The following is a 16,531-nucleotide window of genomic DNA, read 5'->3' as shown; positions in this document are numbered from 1 at the left end:
TATTTCTGTGGTTTTGAAAAGTGGCAGGATTTCAAGTCTGCGGATTAAGGTTTATCTTACATCCATTGTCTGGATTGTGTCAAGTTTTATTATACACCATCAGAATGGGCGCGAAAAGTGGACTGATCTGAACAGGATCGGCATGATCGTTGCCAAAACAGAAGAAAATGGAAGAAAAACAGAGCAGCGGCATTATTTTATCTACAGCTGTAAAAATATGACTGCACAGCAGATTATGAGGGCAAAGAGAGCACACTGGAGCATAGAAAATTCGCTGCACTGGGTTCTTGATATTGCTTTTCGGGAAGATGAAAGCAGAGCAAGAAAGGGTGATTCTGCCGAGAATTTCAATATTCTTCGACAAATTGTTGTGAATATTCTGAAACTTGATACTTCATTCAAAGAGAGTATCCCTAACAAGCAATTCCGCTGTCTCCTCGATTCTGCTTACCTTGATCATCTTGTTAATCTTTGGGTTTGTTCATAGTTTTTTACTGGAGAAATTGCCGTGTTTAGAATGGTGTTTATAAGGTGACAGAAAATTTTGTTGTTTAAGAGTACTGGAAGATTTCAGTGATAATCGTGTGGCAGTAATTCATTGAAGAGTATGATACAGGTGATATCGTAAGAAATTTTATCCGAAGCCTCTCGAATAGCTGAGTTATTTAGGATACGACAGTTGCATTTCTTCTGGATTCATGATATAATGAGATTATCGAAACTGGAAGTAAGATCAATCTCTTGTAGACTGCGGAGATGCTGTGCAGTGTGATTTTATTGGAACGATATCAAAGGACGAGTATATTGTAGAACTCATTAATGCGTTGGCTCATGACTTTGCAGTAGCCGACAACCATGCGTTCGATTATGGAATAGAAAATCCTGGTAGACCGATTCAGGAATCTGCACTGTTCCAACAAACGAAATTGAAGTCGTACCTGCTGGATTCCCATAGCACGGTACTCTATGAATTACTACTTTATTTATGCGAGGTAAAAATGCAGAAGTTAAATTTTTTACGAAACAAGTTAAAGCGGTCATCCATTGTTGTGATTGGGATAGGCATTATAACGCTTCTGGCGGTTGCCTTTTTGCTGATAAAAAGCAATCAAAGCAAACAGTCAACCATGGCACTTCCATTGGCTGTAGCATTTCAAGGTGATTACAAAATTGATGACGGGGAATGGCACCCCATAATCGAAGGAGAACATATTTCTGCATTGCAGGGCGATGTTACGCTGCGGGGAATGTTTCAGCTTATGTCACCGGACAGGTCAGAAACCATAGGCGGTCTTTCTAATGGGACACCAATTGCTTTGTATTTTAATCACATAGGAGCAACCATACATGTTCCCGGACAGGAACCGCATGTTTGTGACATTGAGAATCCTGAGTTTGACGACAGTGTTTGTGGAAAAATATGGGCGGAATACTATTATACAGGAACGGAAACAGATACAATTGAAATTGTCTTGAAAAACAATCACAATTTTGGAAATGAAAACGCAGTAGACGACTTCCTGGATTCCATGTATATTTATGGAGGAGAGGGTGGCGTTGTCTTCAAAGAAGCGATAAAATACGAAGGGGATTTTGAAAGAACACTCGGTATTGTGGCAATGGTCATATCATTTGTGATTCTTGGCGTTTCCCTGTTCTCCTCTTTGATGCGTATCCCCAAAAATGAGATCATGTGGATGATAGGTTTCATGATGCTTTTTGGCGGAGGATATTTTATATTGGAGTCACCGCATATTTCATTATGGAATGACCACTACCGATTCAATACAATTGCATCAGAGCTATGTATGATGCTCTATATGTTGAGTATGACTGTTTTTGTTGTGGAGTGCCTTAGCAAAAAGGTAAAAAACATTGGGTCTGTTCTGACTGGAGTTTCATGGGTGATCCTGGCAATCATAATGGGCATATCTTTTTTTGGCAGTATTGGAATTTACGATACCAATCTGGCATGGTCAGTATCACAGTCTTTGATTACCCTGATTTTGCTTGGCTGTGTGATCTACAGTCTGATTCATGCTGAAAAATATAACCGGATTCTACTGATATTGTCTATTTTCCTAATTGCCGCATTTCATGTTGATTTTGCAGCAACTGCTATCGGATGGTGGCAGGGAGGTCTTATCTCGAATATTGTGTTTATTCTTATGTTTTTTATTATCATCTTTATGATACTGCTTGTAATACCCAAAAATTTTCGTGCGGCAATGCGTGAAAAGGAGATGAGAGCAGAATTTGAAAACAACCGGGTCGCCATTATGATAAGTCAGATACAGCCGCATTTTATATATAATACCCTTGGCACAATTGAGCATTTCTGTTCTGAAAAGCCGCAGATGGCTGCAAAGCTTGTACATGATTTTTCGTTGTATTTACGAGGAAATTTCAGTGAGCTTGATAATTATGCGCCAATTCGTCTTTCAAAGGAAATTGCACATGTAAAGCACTACGTAAATATAGAAAAGGTCAGATTTCCAGGTATGACAGTTATATTTGATATCCAATCAGAAGATTTTCTCCTGCCTGCGCTTACCATACAACCACTGGTAGAAAATGCCGTCAAGCATGGTCTTATGGGGTTGGAAAGCGGCGGAACTGTTATTATCTCCACATATGAAACAAAATCTGATTACTGCATTTGTGTAGAAGATGATGGAATCGGCTTTGACAGCACCGCTTTCCAGGACGAGAAAAAGCACGTGGGAATCCGAAACATTCGAATCCGTCTGGAGATCATGTGTAAAGGCAGACTTGATGTGTGCGGTGTTCCAGGCAAAGGAACAAAGGCTTTGATCACAATACCAAAGAAAGAGGAAAATGAGAAATGATTGCAGTAACTGTTGATGACGAACGTCCAATGCTTCAGGCACTGACAAAAGCAGTTGCCATTTCTCCGGATATTACAGCGATTTCTGAATTTTCTTCCTGTACAAAAGCACTAGAATGGGTACAGAACAATCATGTTGATATCGCTTTTCTTGACATTAGTATGCGTGGCATGGGCGGTTTGACGTTGGCGGAAAAAATACTAGAGGCACAACCTGAATGCAATATTGTATTTTGCACAGGATTTTCTGAGTATGCCCTGGATGCTTTTCAGATCCATGTTTCTGGATATCTGCTGAAACCGATTACAGCGGAAGCAATACAGAAAGAAATCGACCATATAAAGGGGCGAAAAACAAAGGAAAAGCTGCTCCAGGTGAAGTGCTTTGGCAACTTTGAAGTTTTCGCTCATGGAGTTCCATTGAATTTTAAACGCTCTAAATCCAAGGAATTATTAGCGGTTCTGATTGACCGCAATGGTGCAGGTGTGACTGCCAAGCAGATTTGTACAATTATGTGGCAGGATGACTATGATGAATTGAAAAAAATGAATTACCTGCATCAGCTTTTCTTTGACCTACGCAATACGCTTAAAAAAGCCGGATCGGAATGTCTGCTGGAACAAACCGGATATTATTATTCGCTCGATACGGAACGGATTGACTGTGATTATTATTGTTTTCTGCAAACCGGAATGCCTGCATTTCAAGGTGAATACATGACACAATACAGTTGGGCAGAAGTCACTTGCGGTATGTTGTGGAATAACAAATATGAGTTTTTACAAAACAAATAATGATATTTGTGATGACGAAAATCTTCCTTTGTTTGGCAGAGGAGGATTTTTCTATTTTCCATAAACTGACATGAAAAAGTTACACAAATTTTAGCATAAACAACAGCAGCTTTCATGTAAATTCATCTTTCAGTGTCGTTGTTACTCTGCATTTCTTTGTGAAAAATAATAAATTGGTGGTTGAAATGTTTATTTGTGGGGTTTGAAGTCGATTTGATGTGTAACGACTTTGTAATCCGACAGTGCTATATTATAATAAATCTTGATTTCTATCGGCTTCTCGTAATTTTTTATAAAATTCAAAAAAAGGAGGGGATGCGCCGTGTATAAATCGAAGCATATTATAGGAAAACGCAACGGTAAAATACACCGGTTCGCTCTTTTTTTCACAGTGCTTATGCTTCTTTGCGGTGTTCTTTCGCTGTTTCATTTTACCCCTTCCCACGTTTCCGCCGACGAGGACAGCAATGTTAACAAGCTGCAAAACGGCAGCTTTGAAGAGGGGCAGTCCTGGACTGACAAAAAATATAAACAACCGGATCAAAGTGAAGTTCCTGCTTGGAATACAACAGCTTTTGAGGGAAAAATTGAGTTGTTCCGAGAAAATACAGGAACATATATAGGCGGTGTAACTTTAAAGCCTACTAACGGTGAATATGCCGCAGAACTGAATGCCGATGAAGAGAGTACATTATACCAGAATGTTAAGACCACACCCTCGAGTGTTTACGAGTGGGGACTTGACCACGGCGGTCGAAACGGAACGGATACAATGGCGTTGGTTATCGGTCCAAAACAGAGCGTTGACCCATCAAAGCCCAACAAAGCAGGGCGTGACCAGTTCATGCAGATGGTAGACTGGCTGATTGCTCAGGGAATGACATCATTTAAAACTTCTGCCGGGTTGGGTGAGCAGTTAACTGTTTTCAGTAAAAAATTTGCCGCAAGCGGTGCTTTTGAGGATAATGCAGGCAATAATGCGTTCAGCCTTACCCCCAGTACGATTTATACCGAAGAGTGGCACATCTGGATCATGGCATCCTCAAAGGCAACGAGCGGAACAAACCCGTGGAGTCATTACGGCTCTAATGCTGAGGGTTCTGCAGAAAGCGGGAGTGGCACAGGTAATACAGAGATCGATTTAAGCAAGTATTATCTCTATACCGTCCCTGCCGGTCAGACTGAAACATTGTTTGGTTTTGTGTCGGTGGGATATGTGAATTCACCAGTGAGTGCGGATAAAGCTAAAACCTACGGTAACTTCCTTGATAATATAAACTTTCAGATTTACCACCCTCTGTCGGGCAGTACTACCACCCACGGCAGTGCGGTTATCGGCGGAAGTGACGGAACAACCGGGGGCACAGGAAGCTCAAAAGGTCATGAGGTCACGATTGACAATAAGCTTACAACCTATGTGACAGATGGCGAACCGCTGAAAATTCAGGCTATTGTAAAGGCAGCAGATGTCACTGACGGCTGTGAGTTTGTCGGTGTATATTACACAAAACAGGATGAGAACGGAAATCCTGTGACTGATTTTTTGAAATTAGCGGGAAACGAAATCGATTATAGCGAAGACTTAACAGATGAACAAAAGGCAGGTAAGTGGATCAAATCGACCAATACAGACGGCGATGTCATTTATACCTATTATCTGGATGGCGTGACTTCGGCAACAGATCTGCACTTTGTCTTTGTCAAAAGTCCAACAGTGACTTATGACCCGAATGGCGGAAAAGAATACAAAGTTTATGAAGGAGAAAGAGAATATAATACTGACGAAGCAGATAATGTATACAGCTTTAAGCCGGTTACCGGTATTGACGAGGCGCAGGCAGGTACAAAAACCTTATTTATTGACCCTTATGTATCACATGCAGCCGAAGGACAGAACGACGGTTGGAAGTTTATGGGCTGGCTGCTTACGGGTGACATCGTTGATAACGTTTCAGCGGATAATCAGATAAATGCAGACCAATTAGGAAGTATGATACTTCCTGCTGAGCATACTGTAGCCTGCGATTACACTTTTGATGGAGTCAATGGGAACACGAAAGCGCAGTATTTTAAAATATATAACGGTAATGTTGCTTTGACTAAACGTATCAACCAGAATGAGGAGAACAATGAGGATGTGGGTGTAACCTGGATCAATAACAGCGAAAAAACAATATCCTATGCCAATGTCCACAAGGGGCTTACCATGGTGGCGCAATGGCGTTGGAGGCAAGCGTTTATTCCGCAGACTTATAACAACAGTTTAAAGGTATACGATTATTCTGATACAGGCGGCACAGTTGAAATTACAAGTGTAACAGATACATCAGACACGAATTACAACGCCGCATATAATGAAAACGGCGGTAAATCCTACCACGCTGCAACTGGTGAACGCGTAACTGTCACGGCGACTGCAAAAGAAGGCTATAATTTTGTTGGTTGGTATGATGAAAGCGGAAAACTTATTGCTACGAATGCTGAATACAGCTATGTGGAAACACAGGAAAGCGTGAAAACCTACTATGCGAGATTTTCGAACAGCGTTACACAGACCTATATTCGTCAAGTAGGAAGCGGTGACAACTGGACAAACACCACTGACGATAAAATAGGTACTCTCGGACGTTACAGTTATACCGATGCTGTAGGTATGCCTATCAGCTCCACTGCAACAGCTGGAAACGACTACAAATTTATGGGCTGGTATGATTCTGATGGCAATAAGGTTGCCGGTGATATGCTTATAAATGGCGGCGCAACGATAAGTTACACAACTACGGGCAATGCCACCTATTACGCGAGATTCTCGAAACTCATTAAACAGACCTATGTCCGTCAGATAGGAAGCGGTGACAATTGGAAAAATACAAACGATGATACAATAGGTACTCTCACTCATTACAGTCAAACCAATACGGCAGACGCGACTGTAAGCTCCCAAGCAAAAGCGGGTAAATACTACGAATTCGTTGGTTGGTATGCTTCCGATGGCACGCTTATTACAACAAATAAAACAATAAGCGGCACAATTACAGAAGGTGCAACCTATTACGCGAGATTCTCGAAAAAGATTGTTACACAGACCTTTATCCGTCAGGTGAAGAATGGCGACAGTTGGGTAGAAATTACTGACGATGAAATAGGTTATCTCTCGCTATACTATCATAATGGCGAGGTACAGCAAACCGTAGACTCCAAAGCGACCGCAGGAAGCGGCTACAGATTTGTCGGTTGGTATGATTCCGAGGGTAATGATGCGAATAAGGTCATCGATGATATGCTTACAGACAACGGCATGACAATAAGCTACACAACTACAGGCAATGCGACTTATTATGCACGTTTTGAAAAGGCGTATACCCTTAATGTGAGCAAGCTTGACGGCGATCAATCCACAGATGAGAATAAAGTGCCGCTTGCCGGTGCGGAGTTTACCCTGTACCAAGTGGATAGCAATGGGGATAAGACCATTACCTATAACGGAGAAAGTATAAAATGTGTTTCCGTCGGCGTGGTTGTTACGGCTCTGAGTGAGGACAAAACGAAAGCTACCGCAGTTTTTACGGATACACTCTCCCCCGATAGTGTGTATTATCTAGCCGAAACAAAAGCGCCCACGGGTTACCGATTGCTTGATGCACCTTTAAAAATCATCGTTGACGATTCGGGCAATATTGCCCGAATCGATGAAAAAGAAAAAAACATTACTGAAAATGAGGTTAATGTTGAACTTGCGAACTATCTGACGCTGCATATGCCCACTTCCGGAACACCGTTCACCGGCGGCCTATTCGCCGTGGCAGGACTTTCGCTACTGGCTTTGGCTGCAATCGGTTTGTTTTGGTTTAAAATAAGCCGATATAAAAGCAAAAATAAATAATGAAAGGAAAATTCATATGAAAACCAAAAAATTTGCAGTCTTATTATTTACCCTTATTTTAGCCCTCGGTTTATTCCCGATGGGTGTGTGCGCAGAGCCGAGAGACGTTGCTGCGGATTCCACGGCATCTATAACAATTGAGAATGCTGTGGAGAATGATGTGCTTGCGGCTTATAAAGTGATTGATATCACTTATAATGCAACATCCAACCACGTTTCATATGCGTGGAACAATGATTTTGCTGATTATTTTGCGCAGACTAACAGCGTAACGAATAGTGCAAATCAGGCATATACCGTTGAACAGTTTGCCGCACTTACAGATGAGTCTGCTGACCTGAAAAATCTGCTTGCCGGTCTGCCAAAGTATATTGCAGATAACAACATCGCTGCTGCGAAAACAGCGACAGTTACCTCCGGCACAGCCACCTTTGCAGACCTTGCAATGGGCGAGTATTTTATCCGCCCGACTTCTTCCACATCAGTTTATCAGCTGATGCTTCAAAAGGTTGAACCGACCGTAGGGACTGTTGATGAGAATAAGGCTTATGTAATTAATGATGTAACCTTTACGGCGAAAAAAGAGGAAGTTACTATTACCAAGACTGCCAACAAGACCAGCGTAACCAAGGGCGAAAAGGTAAACTATACTATTACGGTGGATATTCCTACATATTCAGCAGAAGCAACTGATAAGTCATTCTCTGTATCTGACCTTCTCCCTGACGGATTAACTATTGATACTGATTCAATCAATGTTAAAATTGACGATGCAACTGTTGATTCAACTGCTTATACTCTTGATACTACTGCAACCACCGGATATACTTTTAAATTAAGCGTTACTACAGATCAGTATGCCGACAAATGGGCCGCAAACGGCGGAAAACAGCTTGATATTACCTATACTGCAACACTTAATGCTGATGATACCAAAACCGCAGTCAATATTCCGGAAACCAACACAGCTACATTTAATTATTCTTATTATCCTTATGTAGAAAACTCACATAAGCAGAAAACTGATACTGTTGATGTTACAACCTTTGCTATAAAGATCGATAAGTACGTTGATGGCAGTCCCACTACCAAGCTTTCTGGCGCAAAGTTCGATTTGTACAGAACAGCTACGCAGGCAGAAGTTGATGCAGGATTAGCAGTACAAGTTCCTCATACAACTATAAACGGCATTAAGCTTGAGAGTGATGTTGTTACCAATGCTTCAGGTGTGGCAACATTTGAAAAATACGAAGCAAACGGTACAAAATACGATTACTACCTTGTAGAGACTCAGGCACCTCATGGCTATAACATTTTGGCCGAGGCTGTAAAGGTTAACTTTACCGACGCCGACGTTGAAGCAACTGACGGTGTTTATACCGTTGAGGTTCCTAACAGCAGTGGTATTACACTCCCAATAACCGGGGATGAAGGTATTGTAATCTTCACCGTCATCGGTATTGCTCTTATGGCCGGCGCAGTAATTTTGTTTGTTCTCTTCCGCAAAAAAGCCAAGGCGAAATAAGTGCAAGAAATAGTCATAACAGTTTACGCCACCCCGCATAATAGGGTGGCGTATTGTTTCAAATCATGCATTCAATTGTGGGTTGATCGAAATCCTTTAATACCACGTATGAAAGAGGAAACCAGAATGAAAAAGCACCTGCCGACAATACTGATCATATTTGTATTCCTCGTGGGAGGCGCTGTTTTTCTCTATCCTACTATTTCCAATTACCTTTATCAAAAAAACAGCACCCGCGCGATTACCGAACGCACCGAAAAGATTTCGTCGATAAGTCCCGAAAGAATTGCTGAGGAAAAAGAAGCTGTAAGGCGTTACAATAAAAGTCTGTCTGAGAATGCCGTTGTACTGACCGACCCCTTTGACCCAGATGCCTATCCTATAACTGACGGTGAATATACCGAGCTTTTGGCTTTTGATGAAGTAATGGCAAGTATTGAGATTCCTGCTATCGATGTGGATCTGCCGATCTATCACGGAACAAAGGAAGAAACATTGTTAAAGGGTGTAGGGCATTTGGAAAATACCTCGCTCCCCATGGGCGGAGAAAGCACCCACGCCGTTTTGTCAGCACACTGCGGTCTGCCCTCAGCGCGGCTTTTTACCGACCTTAACCTGCTTCATAAGGGCAACATTTTTCGTATTCATGTTCTTGACGAAACGTTAACCTATCAGATTTATAAAATAGAAACCGTCGAGCCTGATGACAGCTCCTCCCTTTTTATACAAGAAGGCAAGGATCTTGTAACTCTGATCACCTGTACCCCCTACGGCAAGAATACGCACCGTTTGTTGGTACACGGCAGACGGATTGAGGAAAAAGAGAACATTCCCATCGAGGAACCAAAAGTCGAAAAGAAAATGACATGGGAGGACTATACAAAGCTTGCTGCATTAGGGATTACAGCAGTGTTTGCTATGCTGCTTGTCAGCAGTGCGGTTAAAGGTTTGATACGGAGAAAGAAGAATGAGAAAGCTGGTTAGAATCATAGCGATTATCTTATTGATTGTTGGTATTGGATTTTTTACTTATCCTATTGCTCTGAGAGAGGCGTTTGATATACAGGCGAATAAAGCGATTGATCAATTTGATCAGCTTAAAACAGACGCATTGCAAACGGATAATACTGCTCCCAATGATGATAACCTTCTGTATGCCGAACTGCGTAGGGCAATGTTTGAATATAACGAAAAGCTATATTTAAGCGGGCAAAGCGGACTGATCGATCAGTTGTCGTATGAAAAACCGGATTTTTTGCTCTCCGATTACGATATAGACAGCGATATACTCGGCTACATAACGATTCCTGCCATTGACATTAAGCTGCCGATTTATAACGGTGCGAGCACAGAAAATATGGCTAAGGGAGCAGCGTATCTTGCCCACACCTCTCTGCCTGTCGGCGGTGAAAACACAAACTGCGTTATTGCCGCTCACACAAGGTATAAGAGTATATATATGTTTAAAAGAATTACCGAACTTAACGTGGGCGATAAAATTTATATAACAAATTTTTGGGAAACGCTTGTATATCAGGTGGTCGAAACCAAGGTTATTGACCCTAATGATAGTCAGAATATTTATATTAAAGCGAACAGATCTCTTATAACCCTCTCTACCTGCCATCCCTACCCTGACAATTATCAGAGGTATTTAGTCTATGCTGAGCTTGTTAAGAATTAATATATCATCCAGGTCTGAAATATGGACGCATCCTATCTTTTTTATGCACTTGGTGCTGTTGGAAACCTATCGTCATTATCTTTGCTGATTATCGGTTTTTCAACTGAAATGGCAAATGGATTTGCTGTTATAATCGCCCAGAATTACGGTGCTGGCAATCATTCGGTTCTCCGAAAGTCAATTGCTCTTTCTGTAAAACTGTCCAATTTGACTGCGGCAAGAATTGTGTATACAGATAAAAGCCACCTTTGGTTTAATCATAAAACATTCCTCCATCATAGTGATAACAATGTATCGCCTTTCACATTTTCTGCTTTCCAGGCAATCAATGCGACATTTCCACCTGTATTTTCATAAACCTTGTTGATCCACTCGATTTCATTGCTTGCCTTTGCTTTCAGCATTTGATTTGTTGTTCCTGCAGCATAAAGTGAGGAATTAACTACCCACCATTTGTTGTGAATATCAGCACGTTTTAAATCTTCCTCCAAACGCATCGCTTCATATACAGGTGTTGCTTCAGGAAGAGTTACAATAATAACTTCTGTTTCATCTGACTTTAACCTCGGCAACAACTTTTTCACCGATTCGGGAGTTTCGCCCTTAGTACGCTGAATTTCCTTATTGTAGCTTTGTGCAGACTCCAAAAGCAGAAGTGTGTGACCAGTCGGAGCGGTGTCGATTACTATGATTTCGTCATCTGCCTTTTCCACTATTTCGGCAAATGCACGAAAAACAGAAATCTCCTGTGTGCAGGGAAAACGCAAATCCTCCTCAATATAGGCGATATCTTCATCACTCAAGCCGTTTTCTCTTGCTTTGGAAAGCACCTCGTTCTGGTACTTTTTCAGTTCCTCACGTTCGTCAATATGACTCATAGTGATACCACTTGTTTCGTCAATGACAAATTTCAGATGCGCTGCGGGGTCGGTTGTTGTAAGATGAACTTTTTTGCCCTTTTTGGAAAGTCCGAGAGCAATCGCCGCTGCAACAGTAGTTTTTCCTACACCGCCCTTGCCCATTGTAAAGATTACCTTTTTCTCCGAATTGTCAAGATAGCTCACAATATCGGAAAGACTCGCAATATGGTAAAATTTCAGTTTATCATTCCTTACAATACATCGTTCGTCCTTTAACAGGCTTCTCACATTATCAAGACCTGTAATGTTTATAGGCACGAAATGGAATATGATAGGCTTCGATTTCTTTCAACTCTGACGGCATATGTTCAAGTGCCATCTGCTGCTTCTGATACAGCTTATCTGAAATTTCATCGTCATGCACTTTGAGAATTCCGTTAATTACAAGAATCTGATTTCTCACGCCAAAGTCAGAAAGTTCTTTAGATGCCCGACCTGCCTCTTTCAGAGGTGAATCCTCCGGTCTTGTGACAAGAACAAGTGTTGTCATATTCTTGTCAGCAAGCGTTTCTACTTCCTTTTTGTAAACAGCTTTTTTACTTTCCAATCCCGAAAGCTGTCCCAAGCAGGATGCTCCATGAGTACTTTCACTGATGAAGTTGCTCCAGGCAGAAGGTAATTGCAGCATACGCAAAGTATGACCTGTTGGTGCAGTATCAAAAATGATATAATCGTACTCATTCTGTACTTTTTGGTCGGTTATAAATCCTGAAAACTCATTAAATGCGGCAATCTCCACTGTACAAGAACCTGAAAGCTGTTCTTCCATATTTGCGATGACACTTTCGGGAAGCTTTCCACGATAGGGAGCGATAACGCTTTCTCTGTATTCAGCGGCTGCTTGCACAGGGTCAAGGTTCGCTACTGTCAGATTGAGAACATCGGGAATCACAACGCCCTTATTGTTAAGCTCCATAGAGAAAACATCCTGCAAATTTGAAGCAGGATCTGTGCTGATTAAAAGTACTTTCTTTCCGCTGTCGGCAAGAGATACGGCAGTCGCACAGGCAACTGATGTCTTACCCACTCCGCCTTTTCCAGTATAAAATATATACTTGGTCTGAACCTGTTCAAAAGGATCAAAGATTTTCATCAACAGCAGCCTCCTCCACAACAGCAACCGCCATTATTCTTTGGCTTTGGCAGCATGGTTTCAATCGGCAGTTCCAGTAATGTTAGAATTTCCTCATTTGTCGGATACCTGCCCTCTATAACGATTTTTCCGTCAACAGTAACACAAGGCAGAGCTTCAGTACCCTTTTGATTGATAAATGTATTGATTGTTTGATTTGTCACGAACTCCATTGGTGCACTGTTCAAATTAAAGCGGTCGATTACCACTCCATTCTGTTTAAGTGTGTTGAGTACGGTAGTAATACGAAGCAGTTCCGAGTCAACGCTTGCGCCGCATACGCCTGTTTCACAGCAAAGAGCCGGTTCAAAAATCTGCATTTTTTTCATAGTAAAATCTCCTTTGCGGTTAATTGGGTTTATTTGAATTGGTCGAAAACCAATTACTTGTTTTATTCGCTATTCTAACGAGGAAAAGCATAACAGGTACTTCAGTCAGTACGCCTACTGTTGTTGCAAGAGCCGCTGGCGAAGATGTTCCGAACAGCGCAACCGCCACTGCAACAGCAAGCTCAAAGAAGTTGGAAGCACCGATCATTCCCGCAGGAGCGGCGATATTGTGAGGCAGCTTTAACAGCTTGCAGGCAATATATGCAATGGCAAAAATAAGGAAGGTCTGCAATATCAGCGGAACGGCAATCAGTATAATGTGCAGCGGATTTTCAAGAATCACTCCGCCCTGAAATGAGAATATCATAATAAGCGTAAGCAGCAGTCCTATTGTTGTGATGCCGTCAAATTTGTGGATAAATGTGTTTTCAAAGTACTCTTTGTCCTTATTTTTCGTGACAATCATTCTCGTCAGAATTCCTGCAGCAAGCGGAATAACCACAAACAGTATAACCGAGAAAAACAGAGTTGACAGCGGTACGGATACGTCGGATACTCCGAGCAGAAACTTAATGATAGGTACCTGAATCCGCAAAATTGAATTTTATAAAAGCACAAAAAGTGGCTGTATTCCGAGAAAAACAAGATATTTTTCAGCTTTGAAAAGTACACCTTTTGGGTGAATAATTTTAAGCAAGAAAAAAGCTTGTTTAAGCCTTAAAATAGGGCGAAAACAGATATAAAGTCAATTTGAGTTTTGCGGATTCAGAAGGTACAAAAGCTATGAGAATAATCAAATCGTTGGTAGCTACCTGCACGACAGTATAGGCAGGATTTCCTTTTGTCAGCGTACTCCACACGAAAACCATTGCCGTACACGGCGCAGCGCCAAGCAGAACTGCGCCTGCAAGATATTCCGTTGCAAGTTCCAGTGTTATGAAAGCCTTGAAAATCACAAAGAAGAACAGACTCGCAATTCCGTACATAGAAAACGGCTTGGTCAGCCAGTTGACGATCCACGTCACAAACAGTCCTTTGGGATTTTTACCGACATTTTTCACGCTTTGGAAATCCACTTTCATCATCATGGGATAAATCATCAGCCAGATCAGAATTGCCATAGGAATGGAAATGCCTGTATACTCAAATTGATTCAAAAGCTCCGGTATCTGCGGCAGGAATTTTCCAATCGCAACCCCTGCCGCCATACAGAGGATTACCCAGACAGTCAGATATTTTTGAAACAGGTTTATGCCACTGCTTTTTTCTTTAGCCATTGCAATTGCTCCCTTCCGCACCATTGCAGCCACAGCTGCATGATGAATGATTCTTGTGGTTTCTGCCGTCATAAAAGCGTTTCAAATTTTCAGGTAGTATGTATTCACTGCATTCGCAAGCGCTTTTATTGTAAACACTTTGCAATATCATATCTGCAAGCATTTCTTCTGTGGGAATTTCGTAGGTTCTTCCGTCATATTCAAATACACGGCAATCAATATTAGTTCCTGCAATTTCTCCGCAGCAGCCACAGTTTGATTCTGACACTGTTTTACAAATATCATGACCATTGACACGGATTATGGGTGACGAAAGAAAACAATGCTGTTTTGCCAACTGTTCTGTTGATACTTCAATTTTCTGATAATCAATTGTATAGCCCGCAAGCTCCAATGCTGGGCGGATTCCCTCAATAGCTTTCTCCAGAACAGAATCTGTGCCAATACATCGGTCACAAGTATTCAGATCAAGAAAAAGATATTCGATCAGTATGCGCCTCTTCTCTGAGTTACCACTGCTGCAAGAACAATTCTGCTTTGCATTTGAAATACTCATAAATAACTCCTTTCCATAAATCGTCAGATTGAAATATGTCGATTGATTCGTTTTAAAACAAGTCGTGTGCGAATTGTCATAACAATTATGCTTCACAACACGACTGATTTTCACAATTGGAATGAACCGTTGTCAGTTCTTTCAAACAATTGACAGCGAATTCCGAACCATCTCCTGAAATGGAATAATACATCCACTTGCCCTCTTTTCTTGCATTTACAATTCCGCTGTCGCACAGTATCTTCATATGATGGGAAAGCGTAGGCTGTGTGATGTTCATTTCCTCCAACAGTTTGCAGGCACACTTTTCTCCTGTCAGCAGCATTTGCAGAATTTTGATTCTGTTTTCGTCGCAGAATGCCTTGAAAATAACGGCGGTCCTTTTTGCATCAAGTTCCATGGTAATCGCATCACATTTAAGTTTATCTATGTATTATTATATACCATAAATAGATAAATGTCAATATGTAAATTTGCACGAAAAAGGCACTCCTGATCTTTTTGTTTTGTCGGATTTCTCTTCACGATCTGCCGCACAACACCATGTTGAGAAACGTCAAAACCGGTACTCCAGTGCTTGGAACGAAATCTCTGGCAATGCAACGGCACCACTGGAATGCCCAGTTCTGCCTCTTTTTCATCTGCTACACTGTCGATATCTTCTCCGATGATTGCCGTAGAACAGGACTGGAAATAAAAATCGCCTTGGGATGATATCGATCATAGGCATCTTGAATTGTTTGCCGGAGACGATTGCTTGCACCAAACACCATATCCTTTTCTTTCAGATTGGTGCTGAAAATCTTGATATTTTCCAACGGCTTTCCGCGACGTCTCAGACCGATTTTATAAGCCAGATTAAATCTCGCATGGTTTGCTGAACAACCGATAGGAGAATGTTCAATCAAAACGCAGTCTGTAATATTGCCGATTTGACAGGCAACAATCGCATTTGCACACATCGTTTGCTGTGAAAACGGCATATGCAGTTCGCAGAGTTGACATGCTTTTCCGCCGCCTCCACAACAGCCTTTTTTCTTTTCGCCAGAACTGCGCTTGTCATAATCAGAAGCCTCTACCAATTCAGAAGCCTTTCCATCCCATGAAATGATAGAGCCAATCCGCATTTCCCGATTTTCGCATTCCGACATCTCTAAATTGATGGTTCTTTTTCCCATGTTTTTCCTTCCGATCTCTTAATAGAAATAGGAATAAGAAAGGAATACGAAACCACTGTATTATTTGGATTCGTATTTTTCATTTCTATTCCATATGGGCACCTCTAAAACCTATATTTTCGCTGAAATGATTGCCCAGAAATGGCTAAAATGCGTTATTCGATTTTTAAGGCAATACCGCATAATCTCCACCCACAGTTCAATATAAATAAAAACACCCAGCAAAAATGCTGAGTGTGTAGAGAAATGTTCAATTTTCCATCGCAAGGGTGCACTGAATCAGACTGTCAGAGATTTTCTGGCAGCCAGATACAGATTCGCCAATGCGAACATGATATTCAGTTTAGCTGTCTGTTTTCGCAGACCTCGGTATCGGGTCTTTCGATACCGAAAAATATTTTTTA

At 41.5% G+C, this 16,531-nt stretch carries 11 protein-coding genes and 5 pseudogenes; 8 read left to right on the top strand and 8 right to left on the bottom strand.

The window, feature by feature from the left end; translation table 11 throughout:
- From Q0418_RS03270 to Q0418_RS10995, 8 genes are all read left to right on the top strand, one after another.
- Positions 1-487 (top strand): ISAs1 family transposase (locus Q0418_RS03270; RefSeq protein ID WP_298482186.1); only part of this gene is annotated, 487 nt, incomplete at its 5' end.
- Between the two features lie 274 nt (positions 488-761).
- Complete coding sequence (locus tag Q0418_RS03265; RefSeq protein WP_298482185.1) at positions 762-2,849, top strand: sensor histidine kinase; 2,088 nt, start codon at positions 762-764, stop codon at positions 2,847-2,849.
- Positions 2,846-3,643: a response regulator gene (locus Q0418_RS03260; RefSeq protein ID WP_298482183.1), complete on the top strand. Its 798-nt coding sequence runs from the start codon at positions 2,846-2,848 to the stop codon at positions 3,641-3,643. The genes Q0418_RS03265 and Q0418_RS03260 overlap by 4 nt, the downstream gene beginning before the upstream one ends.
- A gap of 322 nt (positions 3,644-3,965) precedes the next feature.
- Positions 3,966-7,526, top strand: a complete 3,561-nt coding sequence (locus Q0418_RS03255) for a prealbumin-like fold domain-containing protein (protein WP_298482181.1) — start codon at positions 3,966-3,968, stop codon at positions 7,524-7,526.
- 16 nt (positions 7,527-7,542) lie between these two features.
- Positions 7,543-9,051, top strand: coding sequence for a SpaH/EbpB family LPXTG-anchored major pilin (locus Q0418_RS03250; RefSeq protein WP_298482178.1), 1,509 nt, complete (start codon positions 7,543-7,545; stop codon positions 9,049-9,051).
- A gap of 126 nt (positions 9,052-9,177) precedes the next feature.
- Complete coding sequence (locus Q0418_RS03245) at positions 9,178-10,035, top strand: class C sortase (RefSeq protein ID WP_298482177.1); 858 nt, start codon at positions 9,178-9,180, stop codon at positions 10,033-10,035.
- On the top strand, positions 10,019-10,735 hold the full coding sequence (locus Q0418_RS03240; protein ID WP_298482175.1) for a class C sortase: 717 nt from the start codon (positions 10,019-10,021) through the stop codon (positions 10,733-10,735). The genes Q0418_RS03245 and Q0418_RS03240 overlap by 17 nt, the downstream gene beginning before the upstream one ends.
- A gap of 21 nt (positions 10,736-10,756) precedes the next feature.
- Positions 10,757-11,092 (top strand): MATE family efflux transporter, encoded by a 336-nt coding sequence (locus Q0418_RS10995; protein ID WP_367276216.1) that lies wholly within the window; start codon positions 10,757-10,759, stop codon positions 11,090-11,092.
- Here the strand turns inward: Q0418_RS10995 and arsA are convergent.
- The 8 genes and pseudogenes from arsA to Q0418_RS03200 all read right to left on the bottom strand — a co-directional run.
- Positions 11,011-12,748: pseudogene (arsA, locus tag Q0418_RS03235) on the bottom strand (arsenical pump-driving ATPase). The gene Q0418_RS10995 and the pseudogene arsA overlap by 82 nt on opposite strands.
- Positions 12,748-13,116, bottom strand: coding sequence for an arsenite efflux transporter metallochaperone ArsD (gene arsD / locus Q0418_RS03230; RefSeq protein WP_298482173.1), 369 nt, complete (start codon positions 13,114-13,116; stop codon positions 12,748-12,750). The pseudogene arsA and the gene arsD overlap by 1 nt, the downstream one beginning before the upstream one ends.
- A 19-nt stretch (positions 13,117-13,135) precedes the next feature.
- Positions 13,136-13,699: pseudogene (locus Q0418_RS03225) on the bottom strand (arsenic resistance protein); the annotation flags it as partial.
- 187 nt (positions 13,700-13,886) lie between these two features.
- Positions 13,887-14,393 (bottom strand): annotated as a pseudogene (locus Q0418_RS03220) (arsenic resistance protein); the annotation flags it as partial.
- Positions 14,386-14,949, bottom strand: a complete 564-nt coding sequence (locus tag Q0418_RS03215; protein ID WP_298482171.1) for a DUF2703 domain-containing protein — start codon at positions 14,947-14,949, stop codon at positions 14,386-14,388. The pseudogene Q0418_RS03220 and the gene Q0418_RS03215, both read right to left, overlap by 8 nt.
- A gap of 85 nt (positions 14,950-15,034) precedes the next feature.
- Positions 15,035-15,349: a metalloregulator ArsR/SmtB family transcription factor gene (locus tag Q0418_RS03210; protein ID WP_298482169.1), complete on the bottom strand. Its 315-nt coding sequence runs from the start codon at positions 15,347-15,349 to the stop codon at positions 15,035-15,037.
- A gap of 95 nt (positions 15,350-15,444) precedes the next feature.
- Positions 15,445-16,127 (bottom strand): annotated as a pseudogene (locus tag Q0418_RS03205) (nitrogenase component 1); the annotation flags it as partial.
- A gap of 279 nt (positions 16,128-16,406) precedes the next feature.
- Positions 16,407-16,531: pseudogene (locus Q0418_RS03200) on the bottom strand (IS5/IS1182 family transposase); the annotation flags it as partial.

The organism is uncultured Ruminococcus sp. (assembly GCF_937915125.1).
Lineage (GTDB): Bacteria > Bacillota > Clostridia > Oscillospirales > Ruminococcaceae > Ruminococcus_C.
Note: the sequence above shows the minus strand (reverse complement) of the source record. Positions and strands in the feature narration are given on the sequence as shown.

Bases quoted from the DNA above. Each gene is read 5' to 3' on its own strand.
- Q0418_RS03240 (WP_298482175.1), top strand. From the start codon at position 10,019: ATGAGAAAGCTGGTTAGAATCATAGCGATTATCTTATTGATTGTTGGT.
- Q0418_RS03260 (WP_298482183.1), top strand. From the start codon at position 2,846: ATGATTGCAGTAACTGTTGATGACGAACGTCCAATGCTTCAGGCACTG.
- arsD (WP_298482173.1), bottom strand. From the start codon at position 13,116: ATGAAAAAAATGCAGATTTTTGAACCGGCTCTTTGCTGTGAAACAGGC.
- Q0418_RS03210 (WP_298482169.1), bottom strand. From the start codon at position 15,349: ATGGAACTTGATGCAAAAAGGACCGCCGTTATTTTCAAGGCATTCTGC.
- Q0418_RS03245 (WP_298482177.1), top strand. From the start codon at position 9,178: ATGAAAAAGCACCTGCCGACAATACTGATCATATTTGTATTCCTCGTG.
- Q0418_RS03215 (WP_298482171.1), bottom strand. From the start codon at position 14,949: ATGAGTATTTCAAATGCAAAGCAGAATTGTTCTTGCAGCAGTGGTAAC.
- Q0418_RS03250 (WP_298482178.1), top strand. From the start codon at position 7,543: ATGAAAACCAAAAAATTTGCAGTCTTATTATTTACCCTTATTTTAGCC.
- Q0418_RS10995 (WP_367276216.1), top strand. From the start codon at position 10,757: ATGGACGCATCCTATCTTTTTTATGCACTTGGTGCTGTTGGAAACCTA.